Source organism: Streptococcus sp. ELY_86, assembly GCF_058314495.1.
In genome coordinates this window covers 150,286-165,989 of record NZ_JBZFUK010000002.1, presented here as the reverse complement: position 1 = coordinate 165,989, position 15,704 = coordinate 150,286, and the positions used below count along the sequence as shown (strand labels likewise).

General features: G+C 38.3%; 14 protein-coding genes and 1 CRISPR repeat array (1 of these 15 running past the window's edge). Of the genes, 12 read left to right on the top strand and 2 right to left on the bottom strand.

Annotation, left to right across the window (positions count from 1 at the left end; all coding sequences use genetic code 11):
* Positions 1-33: 33 nt before the first annotated feature.
* Both AC4HAN_RS03830 and AC4HAN_RS03825 read right to left on the bottom strand, forming a co-directional pair.
* Complete coding sequence (locus AC4HAN_RS03830; protein ID WP_491091275.1) at positions 34-600, bottom strand: NAD(P)H-dependent oxidoreductase; 567 nt, start codon at positions 598-600, stop codon at positions 34-36.
* On the bottom strand, positions 597-1,193 hold the full coding sequence (locus AC4HAN_RS03825; RefSeq protein ID WP_491091274.1) for a TetR/AcrR family transcriptional regulator: 597 nt from the start codon (positions 1,191-1,193) through the stop codon (positions 597-599). The genes AC4HAN_RS03830 and AC4HAN_RS03825 overlap by 4 nt, the downstream gene beginning before the upstream one ends.
* A gap of 207 nt (positions 1,194-1,400) precedes the next feature.
* Between AC4HAN_RS03825 and hemW the strand changes: the two genes are divergently transcribed.
* From hemW to AC4HAN_RS03765, 12 genes are all read left to right on the top strand, one after another.
* Positions 1,401-2,537, top strand: coding sequence for a radical SAM family heme chaperone HemW (gene hemW, locus AC4HAN_RS03820; protein WP_491091273.1), 1,137 nt, complete (start codon positions 1,401-1,403; stop codon positions 2,535-2,537).
* A gap of 4 nt (positions 2,538-2,541) precedes the next feature.
* Positions 2,542-3,273 (top strand): acyl-ACP thioesterase domain-containing protein, encoded by a 732-nt coding sequence (locus tag AC4HAN_RS03815; RefSeq protein ID WP_491091272.1) that lies wholly within the window; start codon positions 2,542-2,544, stop codon positions 3,271-3,273.
* Between the two features lie 92 nt (positions 3,274-3,365).
* On the top strand, positions 3,366-4,139 hold the full coding sequence (locus AC4HAN_RS03810) for a TIGR01457 family HAD-type hydrolase (RefSeq protein WP_491091271.1): 774 nt from the start codon (positions 3,366-3,368) through the stop codon (positions 4,137-4,139).
* Positions 4,129-4,776 carry a TIGR01906 family membrane protein gene (locus tag AC4HAN_RS03805; protein WP_491091270.1) on the top strand — a complete coding sequence of 216 codons (648 nt, stop codon included), beginning with the start codon at positions 4,129-4,131 and terminating at the stop codon, positions 4,774-4,776. The genes AC4HAN_RS03810 and AC4HAN_RS03805 overlap by 11 nt, the downstream gene beginning before the upstream one ends.
* Before the next feature lie 134 nt (positions 4,777-4,910).
* A complete protein-coding gene (locus tag AC4HAN_RS03800; RefSeq protein WP_491091269.1) occupies positions 4,911-7,442 on the top strand; it encodes an ABC transporter ATP-binding protein/permease in 2,532 nt (843 codons plus the stop codon).
* 123 nt (positions 7,443-7,565) lie between these two features.
* Positions 7,566-8,123, top strand: coding sequence for an NADPH-dependent FMN reductase (locus AC4HAN_RS03795; RefSeq protein ID WP_491091268.1), 558 nt, complete (start codon positions 7,566-7,568; stop codon positions 8,121-8,123).
* 347 nt (positions 8,124-8,470) lie between these two features.
* Entirely contained in the window at positions 8,471-12,508 is a 4,038-nt protein-coding gene (cas9, locus tag AC4HAN_RS03790) for a type II CRISPR RNA-guided endonuclease Cas9 (protein WP_491091267.1), read from the top strand.
* Positions 12,508-13,377 (top strand): type II CRISPR-associated endonuclease Cas1, encoded by an 870-nt coding sequence (gene cas1 / locus AC4HAN_RS03785; protein WP_491091266.1) that lies wholly within the window; start codon positions 12,508-12,510, stop codon positions 13,375-13,377. Before cas9 ends, cas1 begins: the two co-directional genes overlap by 1 nt.
* A complete protein-coding gene (gene cas2 / locus AC4HAN_RS03780) occupies positions 13,374-13,718 on the top strand; it encodes a CRISPR-associated endonuclease Cas2 (protein ID WP_491091265.1) in 345 nt (114 codons plus the stop codon). The genes cas1 and cas2 overlap by 4 nt, the downstream gene beginning before the upstream one ends.
* Positions 13,708-14,370 (top strand): type II-A CRISPR-associated protein Csn2, encoded by a 663-nt coding sequence (csn2, locus tag AC4HAN_RS03775; protein ID WP_491091264.1) that lies wholly within the window; start codon positions 13,708-13,710, stop codon positions 14,368-14,370. The genes cas2 and csn2 overlap by 11 nt, the downstream gene beginning before the upstream one ends.
* Positions 14,371-14,467: 97 nt before the next feature.
* Entirely contained in the window at positions 14,468-14,659 is a 192-nt protein-coding gene (locus AC4HAN_RS03770; protein ID WP_491091263.1) for a type II toxin-antitoxin system HicA family toxin, read from the top strand.
* A 16-nt stretch (positions 14,660-14,675) separates the two neighbouring features.
* Positions 14,676-15,053, top strand: a complete 378-nt coding sequence (locus tag AC4HAN_RS03765) for a type II toxin-antitoxin system HicB family antitoxin (protein WP_491091262.1) — start codon at positions 14,676-14,678, stop codon at positions 15,051-15,053.
* A gap of 156 nt (positions 15,054-15,209) precedes the next feature.
* Positions 15,210-15,704: a CRISPR direct-repeat array (repeat unit 36 nt; unit sequence GTTTTAGAGCTGTGTTGTTTCGAATGGTTCCAAAAC); it runs 5 nt beyond the window's last position.

The following is a 15,704-nucleotide window of genomic DNA, read 5'->3' as shown; positions in this document are numbered from 1 at the left end:
GAGAAATAATTTCGGTCCCTTCTTTGATTCAAATTATATGCTGCATGCTGTCTGAGCAATCTTGTCCAGCAGTTTCTGACGTTTGCCAGCAGATATTTTTTCGACAGGGGTTAACTGGGTTAGTTTCACTGGCCAAATACCGCAGGATTTTAAAATTTGACGTTTTAAGACCTTTCCGTAATCCTGAGCAAAAGGAGTAATTAAGGCCGGTGTATTGTGAGTCGTAATAATCCAGGCAGATTTTCCCTTTAAATGGCCTGCAAGTCCTGTTTTTTTATAGGAATAGGCAAAACCGCTGACAAAGACCCGATCAATAAATCCTTTGAGAATAGCCGGCATGCCGCTCCACCAGATTGGAAAAATAAAAATCAGCTGGTCCGCCCAAGTGACAGATTGGCGATAGTTTTCCATTTCAGCGACCTTATCTAAATCGCGGCGTTTATGCTGCTCGTCGAATCGCAGCAGCGGATCAAACGCTTCAGCATACAAGTCAATGGTTTTAACTGTATGAGCCTTGGAGAGGTTAGTCTGAACCGTTTTGAGAATTTCAGCATTGAAACTTTTAGGGTTGGGGTGTGCATAAACGATTAAGGTATTCATGAGCGTTCTCCTTTGATATAGATATCAAGCATGTGATTGATGGTTGTTTGAATGGCCTTATTATCTAAGTCCGCGCCAATCGGGCTCTTGGTCAAAATCGCTAAGCCTGAAATAAAGCTCCAAAAATGAAAAAGGGTTTCCGTTTCACTGTTTGAAAAGTTTTCTTCTTTGCGAACCTTTTTAACGATGCTTTTGAAAAGGTCAAATCCCGGCAAATCATAATAGGTCACGATAGTTTCCTGAGTGACTTCCATATATTTAAAGGGGAATTTGACAAAGAGAGCCTCGAAAAAATACGGATAGGTCTGGGCAAAAGCAATGAAATTAAAGCCTATCTTTGCCAGCTGACTGCGGGCAGATGTCTCTTGCTGAAGTCCTTGCTGCATCTCCTGACTGAGAAAAGCAGAAAGACGCTTTAAAACGACCCTCAGGTAGTCTTCTTTACTTTTAAAATGGCGGTAGGGGGTGGCGTGAGTCACCCCGCAAGTCTTGGCTACTGTCCGTAAAGAGAGTCTGTCAATGCCGTGTTTTTTTATCTCAGCCATACCGGTTTGGATCAGTTTTTCTTTGAGTTCTGCAGTATTTCGCTTCATGGTAAAATCTCCTTAATCTGACAAAGGCAGCAATTATTTCTGATTCGGTCGTTATTTTTTTCTGCTTTGTTTCTTTGTGGTTTCCAAAAAGTAGTCAGTGTCTACTTTTTTGAAATAAGTTTACACTGTCTACTTTATTTTGTCAAGTCGCTGCTGTAAAAATTAGGATTTTCTGCTATTTTAAACTAAAAGTGGTAAAATAATATCATGTATTCAAAACCAAGATCAGCTTATGTGCATATTCCGTTTTGCACACAGATTTGTTACTATTGTGATTTTTCAAAAGTTTTTATCCAAAATCAGCCTGTTGATGCTTATCTGCAAGCTTTGATTAAAGAATTTAACGATTATTATCAAATTAAGGATTTGCGAACCCTTTATATCGGCGGCGGTACACCGACAGCCATTTCAGCAGAGCAGCTGGATTATTTGCTGAGCCATTTGTCCAAAAATCTTAATTTAGACATGCTGGAAGAATTTACCATTGAGGCTAACCCTGGTGATCTGACTCCGGATAAGATAGCAGTTTTGGAGCAATCAGCGGTCAACCGTGTGTCTTTGGGGGTGCAGACTTTTAATGATAAACATCTCAAACAAATTGGCCGAGGGCACAATGAGGCGCAGATTTATGACAGCATTGACAGTCTGAAAAAGGCAGGCTTTGACAATATTTCGATTGATCTGATCTATGCCCTGCCCAATCAAACCATGGCCGATGTCAGAGAAAATGTTGCTAAGGCTCTGGCCTTGGATATTCCTCATCTCAGTCTTTACAGTTTGATTTTGGAACACCATACTGTTTTTATGAATAAAATGCGCCGCGGCAAGCTGAACTTGCCGACAGAAGATTTAGAAGCCGAAATGTTTGAGTACATTATTAAAGAACTTGAAAATAACGGCTTTGACCATTATGAAATTTCCAATTTTACCAAGCCCGGCTTTGAAAGCCGCCACAATCTCATGTACTGGGACAATGTCGAATATTTTGGCTGCGGTGCCGGTGCTTCAGGTTATATCAATGGTGTCCGCTATCGGAACCGCGGACCTATTCAGCATTATTTAAAGGCCATCAAGGAAGACGGACATGCCAGATTGCAGGAGGAAAGACTGAGTCAGTCCGAAAAAATGGAAGAAGAACTTTTTCTGGGCCTGCGCAAGAAATCAGGTGTTTCTGTCAAGCGCTTTGAAGAAAAATTTGGTCGGCCGCTTGAGGAAGTTTACGGTCCGGCTCTTCGTGATTTAGAAGCAAACGGCTTGATTACAGCAGATAAAGACAGGATTAGGATGACTGAAAAAGGCCTCTTTTTAGGGGATACGGTCGCTGAAAAATTTATTTTGGAGTAAAATCATGGGAAAAAAATACAAAACACGTTATCAAATACCTTTTTATGAATGCGATGTCAACCATCATGTTAAGCTCCCGCATATCTTATCGGTTGCTTTGCAGATTGCAAGCAGCCAGTCTGTAGAGTTAGGCATCGGCGATGAGCGGCTGCTTGAAGACTATAATCTGGTCTGGGTTGTTTCCGAGCACGAAATAACCATTAAACGGCTGCCTCAGTTTGGAGAAACCGTGGAAATTGAAACCGAACCGATTTCTTACAACCGCTATTTTTGCTACCGAAAATTCAGACTTTTCGATGCTCAGGGTGAAAAGATTATAGATATTCTTTCCACCTTTGTTCTCATGGACTATGATACGCGCAAGGTTCATGATGTTCCGGAGGAACTTATTACGCCTTACGGATCGGAAAAAATTCGAAAAATTCTGCGGGGTCCTAGGTACAGACCGCTGGAAAATGCAGACAGCACACTGTACCATGTCCGCTATTTTGACCTTGATATCAATGGGCATGTCAACAACAGCCGCTATTTGGAATGGATGTATGATGTGCTTGACTTCGAATTTTTAAAACACCATATTCCTAAAAAAATCAATCTTAAATATGTTAAAGAAGTCCAATACGGTCATGATATCAATTCACGCCTGGAACAAGAAGGACTCCTGACCAAGCATGAGATTGCGTCAAACGGCAGCATCAACGCCCAGGCTATCACAGAGTGGGACAGTATACAATAACAGCTGTTTAAAAACCCTGTATGGCTAAGGGCAGGAAAACTCCACAGTGGCAGCTACAAAAGAAAATCAAAAAGAGAGAGGGCAAAAAACGAATGGCATATAAGGGTTATCTGATTGACCTGGATGGTACGATTTATAAGGGCAAGGACAGAATCCCTGCAGGGGAAGACTTCGTGAAAGAGCTGCAAAAGAGGCAGATCCCTTATATCCTAGTAACCAATAACACAACTCGAACTCCTGAAATGGTGCAGGAGATGCTGGCGACTTCTTTTAATATTCAGACGCCGCTAAAAACTATTTACACAGCGACCCTAGCGACCATTGATTATATGAATGATATGAAACGCGGCAAAACAGCCTATGTTATCGGGGAGACCGGCCTGAAGACAGCAGTGGCTGAGGCGGGATATGCCCATGACAGTAGCAATCCAGCCTATGTGGTTGTGGGCTTGGATACAGAGCTGACTTACGAAAAGCTGACGGTAGCTACCTTGGCTATTCAAAAAGGAGCTGTTTTTATCGGCACTAACCCTGATCTTAACATTCCTACTGAAAGGGGCCTCCTGCCGGGAGCAGGTGCTATCTTATCGCTCTTAGAAAAAGCAACACGGGTTAAACCCATTATTATCGGTAAACCTGAGGCTGTTATTATGAATAAAGCCTTGGAGCATCTGGGTGTCAAGCGCCACGAGGCACTCATGGTCGGTGACAACTACCTGACGGACATCACAGCCGGCATCAAAAATGATATTGCTACCCTTTTAGTGACAACAGGCTTTACCAAAGCAGAAGAGGTGCCCGGTCTGCCAATTCAGCCGGATTATGTCTTATCGAGTCTTGCGGAGTGGGATTTCGATGAAAAATAGGCTGCATTTCGGACTGACAATCCTTTTCTTACTGTCTTTTTCCATTTTAGCAACTATTTATTTCGTCTGGCTTTTTTATCCTTTGGAGATTTCCTGGCTGAACTTAGAGAAAACGGTTTATATGAAAAGCAGTCAGATTCACTATAATTTCAACCGTCTCATGCTTTATCTGACAAATCCTTTTAACTGGCAGCTGTCTATGCCGGATTTTCCCTCTTCTAAAGACGGCCTCCACCATTTTAAACAGGTCAAGCTGCTCTTTCATCTGGCTCAGCTGGCTGCTCTTATAAGTTTGCCGAGTTTTTTGATGTTTATGAAAAATAGTATTCAAAAGGGCTATGGTCTTTTGTACAGGCGGGCGCTCAGAATTTGCGCTCTTATCCCTGTTCTGTTTACGGTGGTTGCAGGACTTATTGGCTTTAACACGTTTTTTACGCTTTTCCATCAGGTTTTATTTGCCGGAGACAGCACCTGGCTTTTTAACCCCTACACTGATCCTGTGATTTATATCTTGCCTGAGTCTTTCTTCCTGCACTGCTTTCTGCTTTTTTTCCTTATCTATGAAATTGTTTTTTGCAGTCTTTTATGGAAAATTCGGCGGCAAAGGCACAGCAAAATGAGCTCTAGCGGGTCCTAAGGACTTGCTTTTTTTGATACCTGAGTGATTTTTAGATGTATTTAGCGTGGGACAGACTTTTTTTAACGTTTTTCGTTGCAGTTTTCGGCCTAAACCCTTACAATGATATATGACTATTTAATGAGGAGCTGTGCATGTTAGAGCTAAAACATATTACTAAAATCTATGATACAGCGGGGATTAAGCGGACAGCCTTAGATGATGTTAGTATCAATTTTCGGGCCAATGAGTTTGTCTCTGTTTTGGGGCAGTCCGGATCTGGGAAAACGACCCTGCTGAATATTATAGGCGGTTTAGATCAATATACATCTGGTGATTTGCTGATTAACGGTAAGTCAACCAAAGATTTTAAAGATAGGGGCTGGGACCGGTATCGCAACAATACGATTGGCTTTGTCTTTCAGTCCTATAATCTGATTTCACATCAGACAGCACTTGCTAATGTTGAGTTGGCACTGACACTGTCAGGTGTTTCCAAGTCAGAGCGCCGCAGCCGCGCTTTAGAAGCTTTGAAACGTGTCGGCTTAGAAGATCATATCCAGAAAAAGCCCAGTCAGATGTCGGGCGGCCAGGTACAGCGGGTTGCTATTGCGCGTGCTTTAGTTAACAATCCGGATATTTTATTGGCTGACGAACCGACCGGGGCTTTGGATTCGGAAACTTCCTTGCAGATCATGGATTTGCTTAAAGAAATTGCTCAGGAACGTCTGGTTATCATGGTAACTCACAATCCGAATTTGGCTGAGCGGTATTCTAACCGCATTGTTCGGGTTTTGGACGGCCGGATTATTGATGACAGCAATCCTTATCACGATAAGGACCTCGATCAGTCAGCAGTTGATTTTAAGAAAACCAAGATGTCTTTTATGACAGCTCTGTCACTGTCCTTTAATAATTTGCTGACCAAAAAAGGACGAACCTTTCTGACCGCTTTTGCAGGTTCTATTGGTATCATTGGAATTGCCCTGATTTTATCTCTTTCAAACGGTGCACAAAAATACATCGCAAAAACTCAGGAAGATACCTTAGTTGCTTATCCCTTATCGATTGAAAAATCTTCCAATGAAAACTTTATGGGCTTGCTTGCAGCCGGCAATGAAGAAAGCAGCAGTGACAAGAAGAAATCAGACAAGAAGACTATTAAAAGTGATAATATCCTGAAAAATCTGATTTCAACTCAGGTTGTGGATAATGATCTAGTTTCCTTTAAATCTTATATTGAAAAGCATTCCCGCAAATTCCGCAAGGTCACTAAGGACATCCAGTATTCTTATAAGCTGTCACCAAGAATTTATCAAACTGATACTTCTAAAGGTGTCAGACCGGTTAATCCCAGCAATCTGAGCAAGGAAGTGAAAAATGCCGGCAGCAACATTCAGGTTTTGCTGTCCAATCTTAATGTTTGGCAGGAACTGTCGTCAAATGCCAAAATGCTGTCTTCTCAATATCAAGTTGTTAACGGTCATCTGCCTGAAAAATATAATGAAGTTGTTCTCATAGCAGACGAAGATGACAAAATCGATGATTATGTCCTCTACAGTCTGGGAATTAAGGACGTCAGCGAATTAAACAACCGCAAAGATCTGAAAAATACCAAAGAAAGCAGCTATAAGTACTCCGATTTAGTCGGTAAAAGCTATAAGCTGGTTGTCAATTCAGATGTCTATCAAAAAGAAGGAAGAATCTGGGTTGATCGCTCTGATAATGATGCTTATATGAAAAAGGTTGTACAGGCAGCTGAACCGATTAAAATTGTGGGTATTGTCAAACCTCAGGATGGGACTGCTTCAGGCAGTTCCAATGGCGGAGTCGGCTACAGCCAGAAATTAACCAACTATATTTCTGAAAAGATTAATGCCAGCAGCATTGCCAAAGAGCAGCTGGCCAATAAGAAGCGCAATATCTTTACCGGTCAGGATTTTTCAGCTTCCGGCAAGCCCTTCTCATCTGATAATTTAAGCGCAGAACAGGGAGCTGCTTTGGCTTCAATGTCAGCAGAGGAGATGGCAGATTATGTCAATCGCTATAATGAAAATGCGACTGCTACCTACGATGACAATTTAGAAAAAATCGGCATTATAGACACCGCTAATCCTGAAACCATCAACTTTTATGCGGATTCTTTTGAAAATAAAGAAGCCCTTAAAGATTTGATTAGTGATTATAATAAGCAGGTCAAAAAAGATAAGCAAAAATCAAAAGTCATCCATTACACGGATACGATTGGCCTGATGATGTCATCCGTTACTACAATGATCAATGCCATTACTTATATTTTGGTTGGTTTTGTAGCTATTTCACTGGTTGTGTCATCTATCATGATTGGTATTATCACCTATATTTCAGTTCTCGAACGGACCAAAGAAATTGGTATTCTGCGTGCGATGGGAGCTTCTAAAAAAGATGTCATGCGCATTTTTACCGCAGAAACCGTCATTGAAGGAGCCATTGCCGGTATTCTTGGGATTCTGATCACCCTCCTTCTCAATATTCCGATCAATATGATTGTCAAAAATCTGCTGGATATCAGCAGTATCTCTTCTCTGCCTGTCTGGTCAGCAGTAGTGCTGATTGCCATTTCGATTTTGCTGACCGTCTTTGCCGGCATTATGCCATCACGCGTGGCCGCTAAAAAGGACCCAGTAGAAGCACTGCGGACAGAATAAAAACAAACAAGCGAAACATCAGATTAACATCTTTTGTTTCGTTTTTTATTCCTCAAATCAAATTCTGGGAGCTGGCCAAATTTTTGTGTATAATAAAACAATCATGGTGCAAAGGAGAAAAAAATGAAACTGCTGGGAATTGTTGATACGAGCACCTCTTTTTCCTATAATCATTTATTGATGGCTTTTATTCAAGAGCGATTTGGACTGGCAGTTGATTTTGAAACGATTCAACTGGAGATGCTTCCCCTTTTTAATCAAGATGAAAGCTTTGATCAATATCCTATCTTAGAAGAATTAGAGAGCAGCATTTCAGCTGCAGACGGCCTTATTTTAGCCGTAGAAGAATACAATCACAGCCTGACGCCTAATCTCAAATCTCTGTTAGAATGGTTTTCCCGCCAGCAGAGCCCCTTTGAAAATAAACCGATTATGCTTGTTGGAATCTCCCTTGACGGGCATATCCCGCAAAAGGCTCAAGAAGATCTGAAACGAGTTCTCGCAGCTCCCGGTTTAAAAGCATGGGTCATGGCTGATAAGCCTTTCTTTCTGAAAAACGCCTCAGCCGCTTTTGACGAAAACGGTCAAATCAATGACCCTGATCTCATTGCCCGCCTGGCCGGCAGCTTACAGCACTTTATCCGTTTTATCAATCTGACTGGCAGTTTAAAAGAAAAGTAGGCATACCCTTTTAAAGTTTACCCAATATATCTAATTGAAAAAATACAGAAATATTTCTGTATTTTTTCGTTTATATTGTTAAAATATTTCATAGATAGTGGTATAATAGAAGCGCTTACATAAAATAAAAGGGAGTTCTTTATGACAAACGGAAAAATTTTAGATTTAGATATTGGGATTATAAAATAAAAAAGCACCGAATCGGTGCGCACTTTTTCAAGTTGTGTACGGACTGGATTAAAAATCACGGCCTTATTTTAACTTGCTGTGTTGTTTCGAATAATTCCAACACATTTATTTTACAATTTTTAATGCTATTTTGCAAGAGATTTTTGAAGGAGAATTTGATGAAAAAGCCTTACTCTATTGGACTTGATATTGGTACCAACTCTGTCGGCTGGGCTGTCATAACAGATGACTACAAAGTTCCTGCCAAGAAGATGAAAGTTCTGGGAAATACAGACAAAAATTACATTAAGAAAAATTTATTGGGAGCTTTATTGTTTGATAGTGGAAATACTGCGGAAGATAGACGCTTGAAACGTACAGCACGCCGTCGTTATACACGTCGGCGAAATCGTTTGCTGTATTTACAAGATATTTTTTCAGATGAAATGAATAAGGTTGATGAGAGTTTTTTCCATCGTTTAGAAGATTCTTTTCTTGTTGCTGAAGATAAGCGAGGAGACCACCATCCTATTTTTGGAAATGTTGTGGATGAAGTGAAATATCATGAACAGTTTCCTACCATTTATCATTTACGAAAATATCTTGCAGATACTCCAGAAAAAGCTGATTTACGTTTGGTTTATTTGACTTTGGCACATATGATTAAGTTTAGAGGTCATTTTTTAATTGAGGGAGAATTTGATACACAGAATAATGGTGTACAAAGATTATTTCAAGAATTTTTAACGGTCTATGATAGTACTTTTGAGAATAGCCCGCTTCAAGAACAAGATGTTCAAGTTGAGGAAATTCTGACTGATAAAATTAGTAAATCTGCTAAGAAAGATAGGGTTTTAAAACTCTTTCCTAATGAAAAATCTAATGGTCGTTTTGCAGAGTTTCTAAAATTAATTGTTGGGAATCAAGCTGATTTTAAAAAGCATTTTGAATTAGAAGAAAAAGCACCGCTTCAATTTTCTAAAGATACTTATGAAGAGGATTTAGAAGCACTATTAGCTCAAATTGGAGACGATTACGCAGAGCTCTTTTTATCAGCTAAGAAACTATATGACAGCATTCTTTTATCAGGGATTTTAACTGTTACTGACGTTAGCACCAAGGCACCTTTGTCTGCTTCGATGATTCAGCGTTACGAAGAACATCAGATTGATTTAGCTCAGTTTAAGAAATTCATCCGTCAGAATTTACCAGATAAATATAATGAAGTTTTTTCTGAGGTTTCAAAAGACGGTTATGCTGGTTATATTGATGGAAAAACAAATCAAGAAGTTTTTTATAAATACCTTAAAGGTCTATTAAATAATATTAAGGAAAGTGACTATTTTCTTGATAAAATTGATCGTGAAGATTTTCTGAGAAAGCAACGTACCTTTGATAATGGTTCCATTCCGCATCAGATTCATCTTCAAGAGATGCATGCCATCATTCGCAGACAGGCTGAATTTTATCCATTTTTAGCAAAGAATCAGGATAAGATTGAGAAAATATTGACTTTCCGTATTCCTTACTATGTCGGTCCCTTAGCACGGAGCAATAGTGATTTTGCTTGGTTAAGCCGAAAATCAAATGAAAAAATTACACCTTGGAATTTTGACGATATTGTTGATAAGGAGTCTTCTGCTGAAGCTTTTATCAATCGCATGACCAATCATGATTTATATTTGCCAAATCAAAAGGTTCTTCCTAAGCATAGTTTATTATATGAAAAATTTACTGTTTACAATGAATTAACAAAGGTCAAATATAAGACAGAGCAAGGGAAAACATCATTTTTTGATGCCAATATGAAGCAAGAAATCTTTGATGGTGTCTTTAAGGTTTATCGAAAAGTAACTAAAGATAAATTGATGAACTTCCTTGAAAAAGAATTTGATGAGTTCCGTATTGTTGATTTAACAGGTCTGGATAAAGAAAATAAAGCATTTAATGCCTCTTATGGAACTTATCATGACTTGCGTAAAATTTTAGATAAGGAGTTTCTCGATAATCCGAAGAATGAAAAGGTTTTAGAGGATATTGTACTGAACTTAACGCTATTTGAAGATAGAGAAATGATTCGGAAACGTCTAGAAAACTACTGTGATTTATTGACCAAAGAACAAATGAAAAAGCTGGAAAGGCGCCATTACACTGGTTGGGGAAGATTATCAGCTAAGTTAATTCATGGTATTCGCAATAAAGAAAGCAGAAAAACAATTCTTGATTATCTCATTGATGATGGCAATAGCAATCGTAATTTTATGCAGCTGATTAACGACGATGCCCTTTCTTTCAAAGAAGAAATTGCTAAGGCACAGGTTATCGGAGAAACCGATGATTTAAATCAAGTTGTTAGTGATATTGCTGGCAGCCCTGCCATCAAAAAGGGAATTTTACAGAGCCTAAAGATTGTTGATGAACTTGTCAAAGTGATGGGGCACAACCCTGAAAATATCGTGGTTGAAATGGCGCGTGAAAGTCAGTTTACAAATCAAGGTCGGCGAAATTCGCAGCAACGTTTAAAAGGGTTGACAGACTCTATTAAAGAATTTGGAAGTCAAATTCTTAAAGAACATCCGGTTGATAATTCACAGTTACAAAATGATAGGCTGTTCCTTTATTACTTGCAAAACGGAAGAGACATGTATACTGGGGAAGAGCTGGATATTGATTATCTAAGCCAATATGATATTGACCATATTATCCCACAAGCTTTCATTAAGGATAATTCTATTGATAATAGAGTATTAACCAATTCAAAAGAGAACCGTGGAAAATCGGATGATGTACCAAGTGCAGAAGTTGTTCATAAAATGAAACCATTCTGGAGTAAGCTTCTCTCTGCGAAACTCATTTCCCAACGTAAATTCGATAATCTAACCAAAGCAGAACGAGGTGGTTTAACTGATGATGATAAAGCTGGTTTTATCAAGCGTCAATTAGTTGAAACACGTCAAATTACTAAACATGTAGCACGTATTCTTGATGAACGTTTTAATAAAGAATTTGATGAAGATAAGAAACGGATTCGTAAGGTCAAAGTAGTCACTCTAAAATCCAATCTGGTATCTAACTTCCGTAAAGAGTTTGATCTCTACAAAGTGCGTGAGATTAATGATTATCACCATGCTCATGATGCTTATTTAAATGCAATTGTAGGAAAAGCTTTACTAGGTGTTTATCCACAGTTAGAGCCTGAATTTGTCTATGGTGAATATCCTCATTTTCATGGACATAAAGAAAATAAAGCAACTGCTAAAAAATTTTTCTATTCAAATATAATGAATTTCTTTAAAAAAGATGATGTCCGTACCGATGAAAATGGTGAGATTATTTGGAAAAAAGATGAGCATATTTCTAATATCAAAAGAGTGCTTTCTTATCCACAAGCTAATATTGTGAAAAAAGTAGAAGTACAAACGGGAGGATTTTCTAAAGAATCTATTTTACCCAAAGGTAACTCTAATAAGCTTATTCCCCGGAAAACGAAGAACTTTTACTGGGACACTAAAAAATACGGAGGATTTGATAGCCCAACTGTTGCCTATTCTATTTTAGTTGTTGCTGATATTGAAAAAGGCAAATCCAAGAAATTGAAAACAGTCAAAGAACTAGTTGGTGTTACTATCATGGAAAGAACGACTTTTGAAGAAAATCCGATTGCTTTCCTAAAACGCAAAGGTTATCAAAATGTTCAAGAAGAAAATATTATAAAGTTGCCAAAATATAGTTTATTTGAACTAGAAAATGGGAGAAGACGGTTATTAGCAAGTGCTAGAGAGCTTCAAAAGGGAAATGAAATTGTTTTGCCAAACCATTTAGAAACATTACTTTATCACTCTAAAAACATTCATAAAGTTGATGAACCAGAACATTTAAGTTATGTTGAGAAATATAGTGATGAATTTAAGGAATTGTTAGATGTAGTGTCAAACTTTTCTAAAAAGTATACTTTGGCAGAAGGAAATTTAGAAAAGATAAAAGAATTATATGCACAAAATAATGGTAAAGATGTCGAAGAATTAGCAAGTTCATTTATCAATTTATTAACATTTACTGCTATAGGAGCACCAGCTGCTTTTAAATTCTTTGATAAGAACATCGATCGAAAACGTTATACTTCAACTACTGAAATTCTCAACGCCACCCTCATCCACCAATCTATCACTGGTCTTTACGAAACGCGGATTGATCTTAGTAAATTAGGGGGAGACTGATGGCAGGATGGAGAACAGTGGTTGTTAATACGCATTCTAAGTTGTCTTACAAAAACAATCACTTGATTTTTAAAGATGCTTATCAGACAGAGATGATTCATCTGTCTGAAATTGACATCTTATTACTTGAGACAACGGATATTGTTTTATCAACCATGTTAATGAAACGCTTGGTTGATGAGAATATTTTAGTCATTTTTTGTGATGATAAACGTCTGCCAACAGCTATGCTCATGCCTTATTATGCGCGTCACGATTCCAGCTTGCAGCTGAGTCATCAGATTTCTTGGGCAGAAGAAGTGAAATGCGATGTTTGGACGACTATTATTGCACAAAAGATTTTGAACCAATCTTGTTATTTGGGAGAATGTTCTTTTTTTGAAAAATCCCAGTCCATTATGGATTTATACCATGGCTTAGAGCCTTTTGATCCTAGCAATAGAGAAGGACATTCTGCGAGGATTTATTTTAATACCTTATTTGGTAACGATTTTTCCAGGGAACAAGATAATGATATCAATGCAGGTCTTGACTATGGTTATACTCTGCTTTTAAGCATGTTTGCGCGTGAAGTAGTTGTGTCTGGCTGCATGACACAGTTTGGTCTCAAGCATGTTAACCAGTTTAATCAGTTTAACTTTGCCAGTGATATTATGGAACCTTTCCGTCCGATCGTTGACCGTATTGTTTATGAAAATCGAAACAGCACTTTTGTCAAAATAAAACGTGAGCTGTTCAGTATGTTTTCGGATACTTATCTTTACAATAATAAAGAGATGTACCTGACGAATATTGTCAGTGATTATACCAAGAAGGTGATTAAGGCGCTGAATAATGATGGGAAAGGAGTTCCTGAGTTTAGGATATGAGTTACCGATATATGCGAATGATTTTAATGTTTGATATGCCAACAGATACTGCTGAGGAACGCAAAGCTTATCGTAAATTTAGGCAGTTTTTACTGAGCGAAGGTTTTACCATGCATCAGTTTTCCGTTTACAGCAAGCTGCTTTTGAATAACTCTGCCAATACAGCAATGATTGCTCGTTTGAAAGAAAATAACCCTAAAAAGGGCAGCATCACTTTGCTGACAGTGACTGAAAAGCAGTTTGCCCGCATGATTTATCTCAACGGTGAGCGCAATACCAGTATTTCTAATTCAGATTCACGTCTGGTATTTCTGGGGGAGGACTTCTTGGATGAAGCTTAATTTTCCAATATTAGATGAACCGATTGAGCTTGAGGGAACAACGATTTTAGTCATAGAAGATGTGCAGGTTTTTGCTCAAATCGTAAAAAGTCTGTATCAATATGACGAAGACAGTGAGCTCAAATTATTTGATGAAAAATTGAAAGGTTTAAAAGTATCCGAGCTGATGCTTGTGACAGATATTCTAGGCTATGATGTCAATGCACCGTCGCTCTTGAAGCTGGTTCACGCTGACTTAGAAAATCAGTTTAATGAGAAGCCGGAAGTGAAGTCTATGATTGATAAGCTGGCTAACACTATTACAGAGCTAATTGCTTATGAATGCTTAGAAAATGAATTAGATTTGGAGTATGATGAAATTACTATTTTAGAATTGATCAAGGCTTTAGGTGTTAAAATTGAAACGAAAAGTGACACTATTTTTGAAAAAATGTTTGAAATCCTTCAAGTTTATAAATATTTAAGTAAAAAGAAAATTCTGGTTTTTATCAATTCTTTGTCGTATTTTCAGAAGGAAGAAATAGCTCAAATTCTGGAATATATTCACTTGTCTAATATGAATGTTCTATTTCTTGAACCGCACAAAATTGATGGTTTTACGCAGTATGTTTTAGATGAAGACTATTTTTTAATGATAGAAAGCAATAACTAAATACGAATAATAAGACAGTTCCTAAATGGGGAACTGTCTTTTATTATTACTTGACAAATACGTATAATGCGTATAATATAGAAATGAGGTTAGCAGTTTGCCCTTAACTGGAAAAGAATTAGCTAAGCTGGCTGTAAAGAATGGATGGAAAGAGGTTAGAGTACGAGGGAGTCATCATCAGTTCAAGAAAGATGGCATACCTTATATTGTGACGATTCCGATTCATGGGAATCAATCAGTTAAAGTTGGGCTTGAAAAGAAAATCTTAAAAGATTTAGGTTTGCGATGATAGAGGGAGAGTAGCTATGCTGAAAACATATCCGGCAATGTTTCATAAGGAAGAAGAAGGATATTGGGTTGAATTTCCTGAATTTGGCGGCGGTACGCAGGGAGAAGACTTGGAAGAAGCTATGCAGAATGCTCGTCAAATGTTAGAAAGTGTGCTGGCATCTTATCTGGATGAGGGAATGAAATTGCCTAAGCCGAGTGATATAAGAAAAATATCTGTTGAGGATGGTTTTGTTAGCCTGATTCAGGCTGATCCCAGTCCCTACCTTAGAAATAATAAAGCTATTCGGAAAAATGTCACAGTTCCTGAGTGGCTGGTGCGATTGGCAGATCGTGATCAAGTGAATTATTCTGAGGTATTAACCAGGGCTTTAGAGAAGAAATTACAATTATGAAACAAGAATAAAAGTGCTGGAAAGCTTGATTTCTAGCGCTTTTTTGAGTATAATATAAGTAATTAAAACATTTAAAAAGGAATCATTTTGAAGCTGAAATCTGGCTGAGATGAATGGCGCGATTACGAAATTTCGAGACGAAAATTGGTCCACGAGGTTTTAGAGCTGTGTTGTTTCGAATGGTTCCAAAACTACCGAAACGATTTATATTCAAAAAGATAGGTTTTAGAGCTGTGTTGTTTCGAATGGTTCCAAAACACCAAACCGTACTGCCAAGTATGAGCATAAGTTTTAGAGCTGTGTTGTTTCGAATGGTTCCAAAACCCAAAGATGAGTTAGGTCTTTTGAAAAACAAGTTTTAGAGCTGTGTTGTTTCGAATGGTTCCAAAACAGATGATGTCGTGTCGATAAACACCGCGGCGTTTTAGAGCTGTGTTGTTTCGAATGGTTCCAAAACTGTTCAGTGTCCGTTTCGTATTATCCGACCGTTTTAGAGCTGTGTTGTTTCGAATGGTTCCAAAACTGTCCGCATATGCTAAGCGATAAATTTCATGTTTTAGAGCTGTGTTGTTTCGAATGGTTCCAAAACAAAGAGGCTAAACGGCTTTTTTATGATGGCTGTTTTAGAGCTGTGTTGTTTCGAATGGTTCC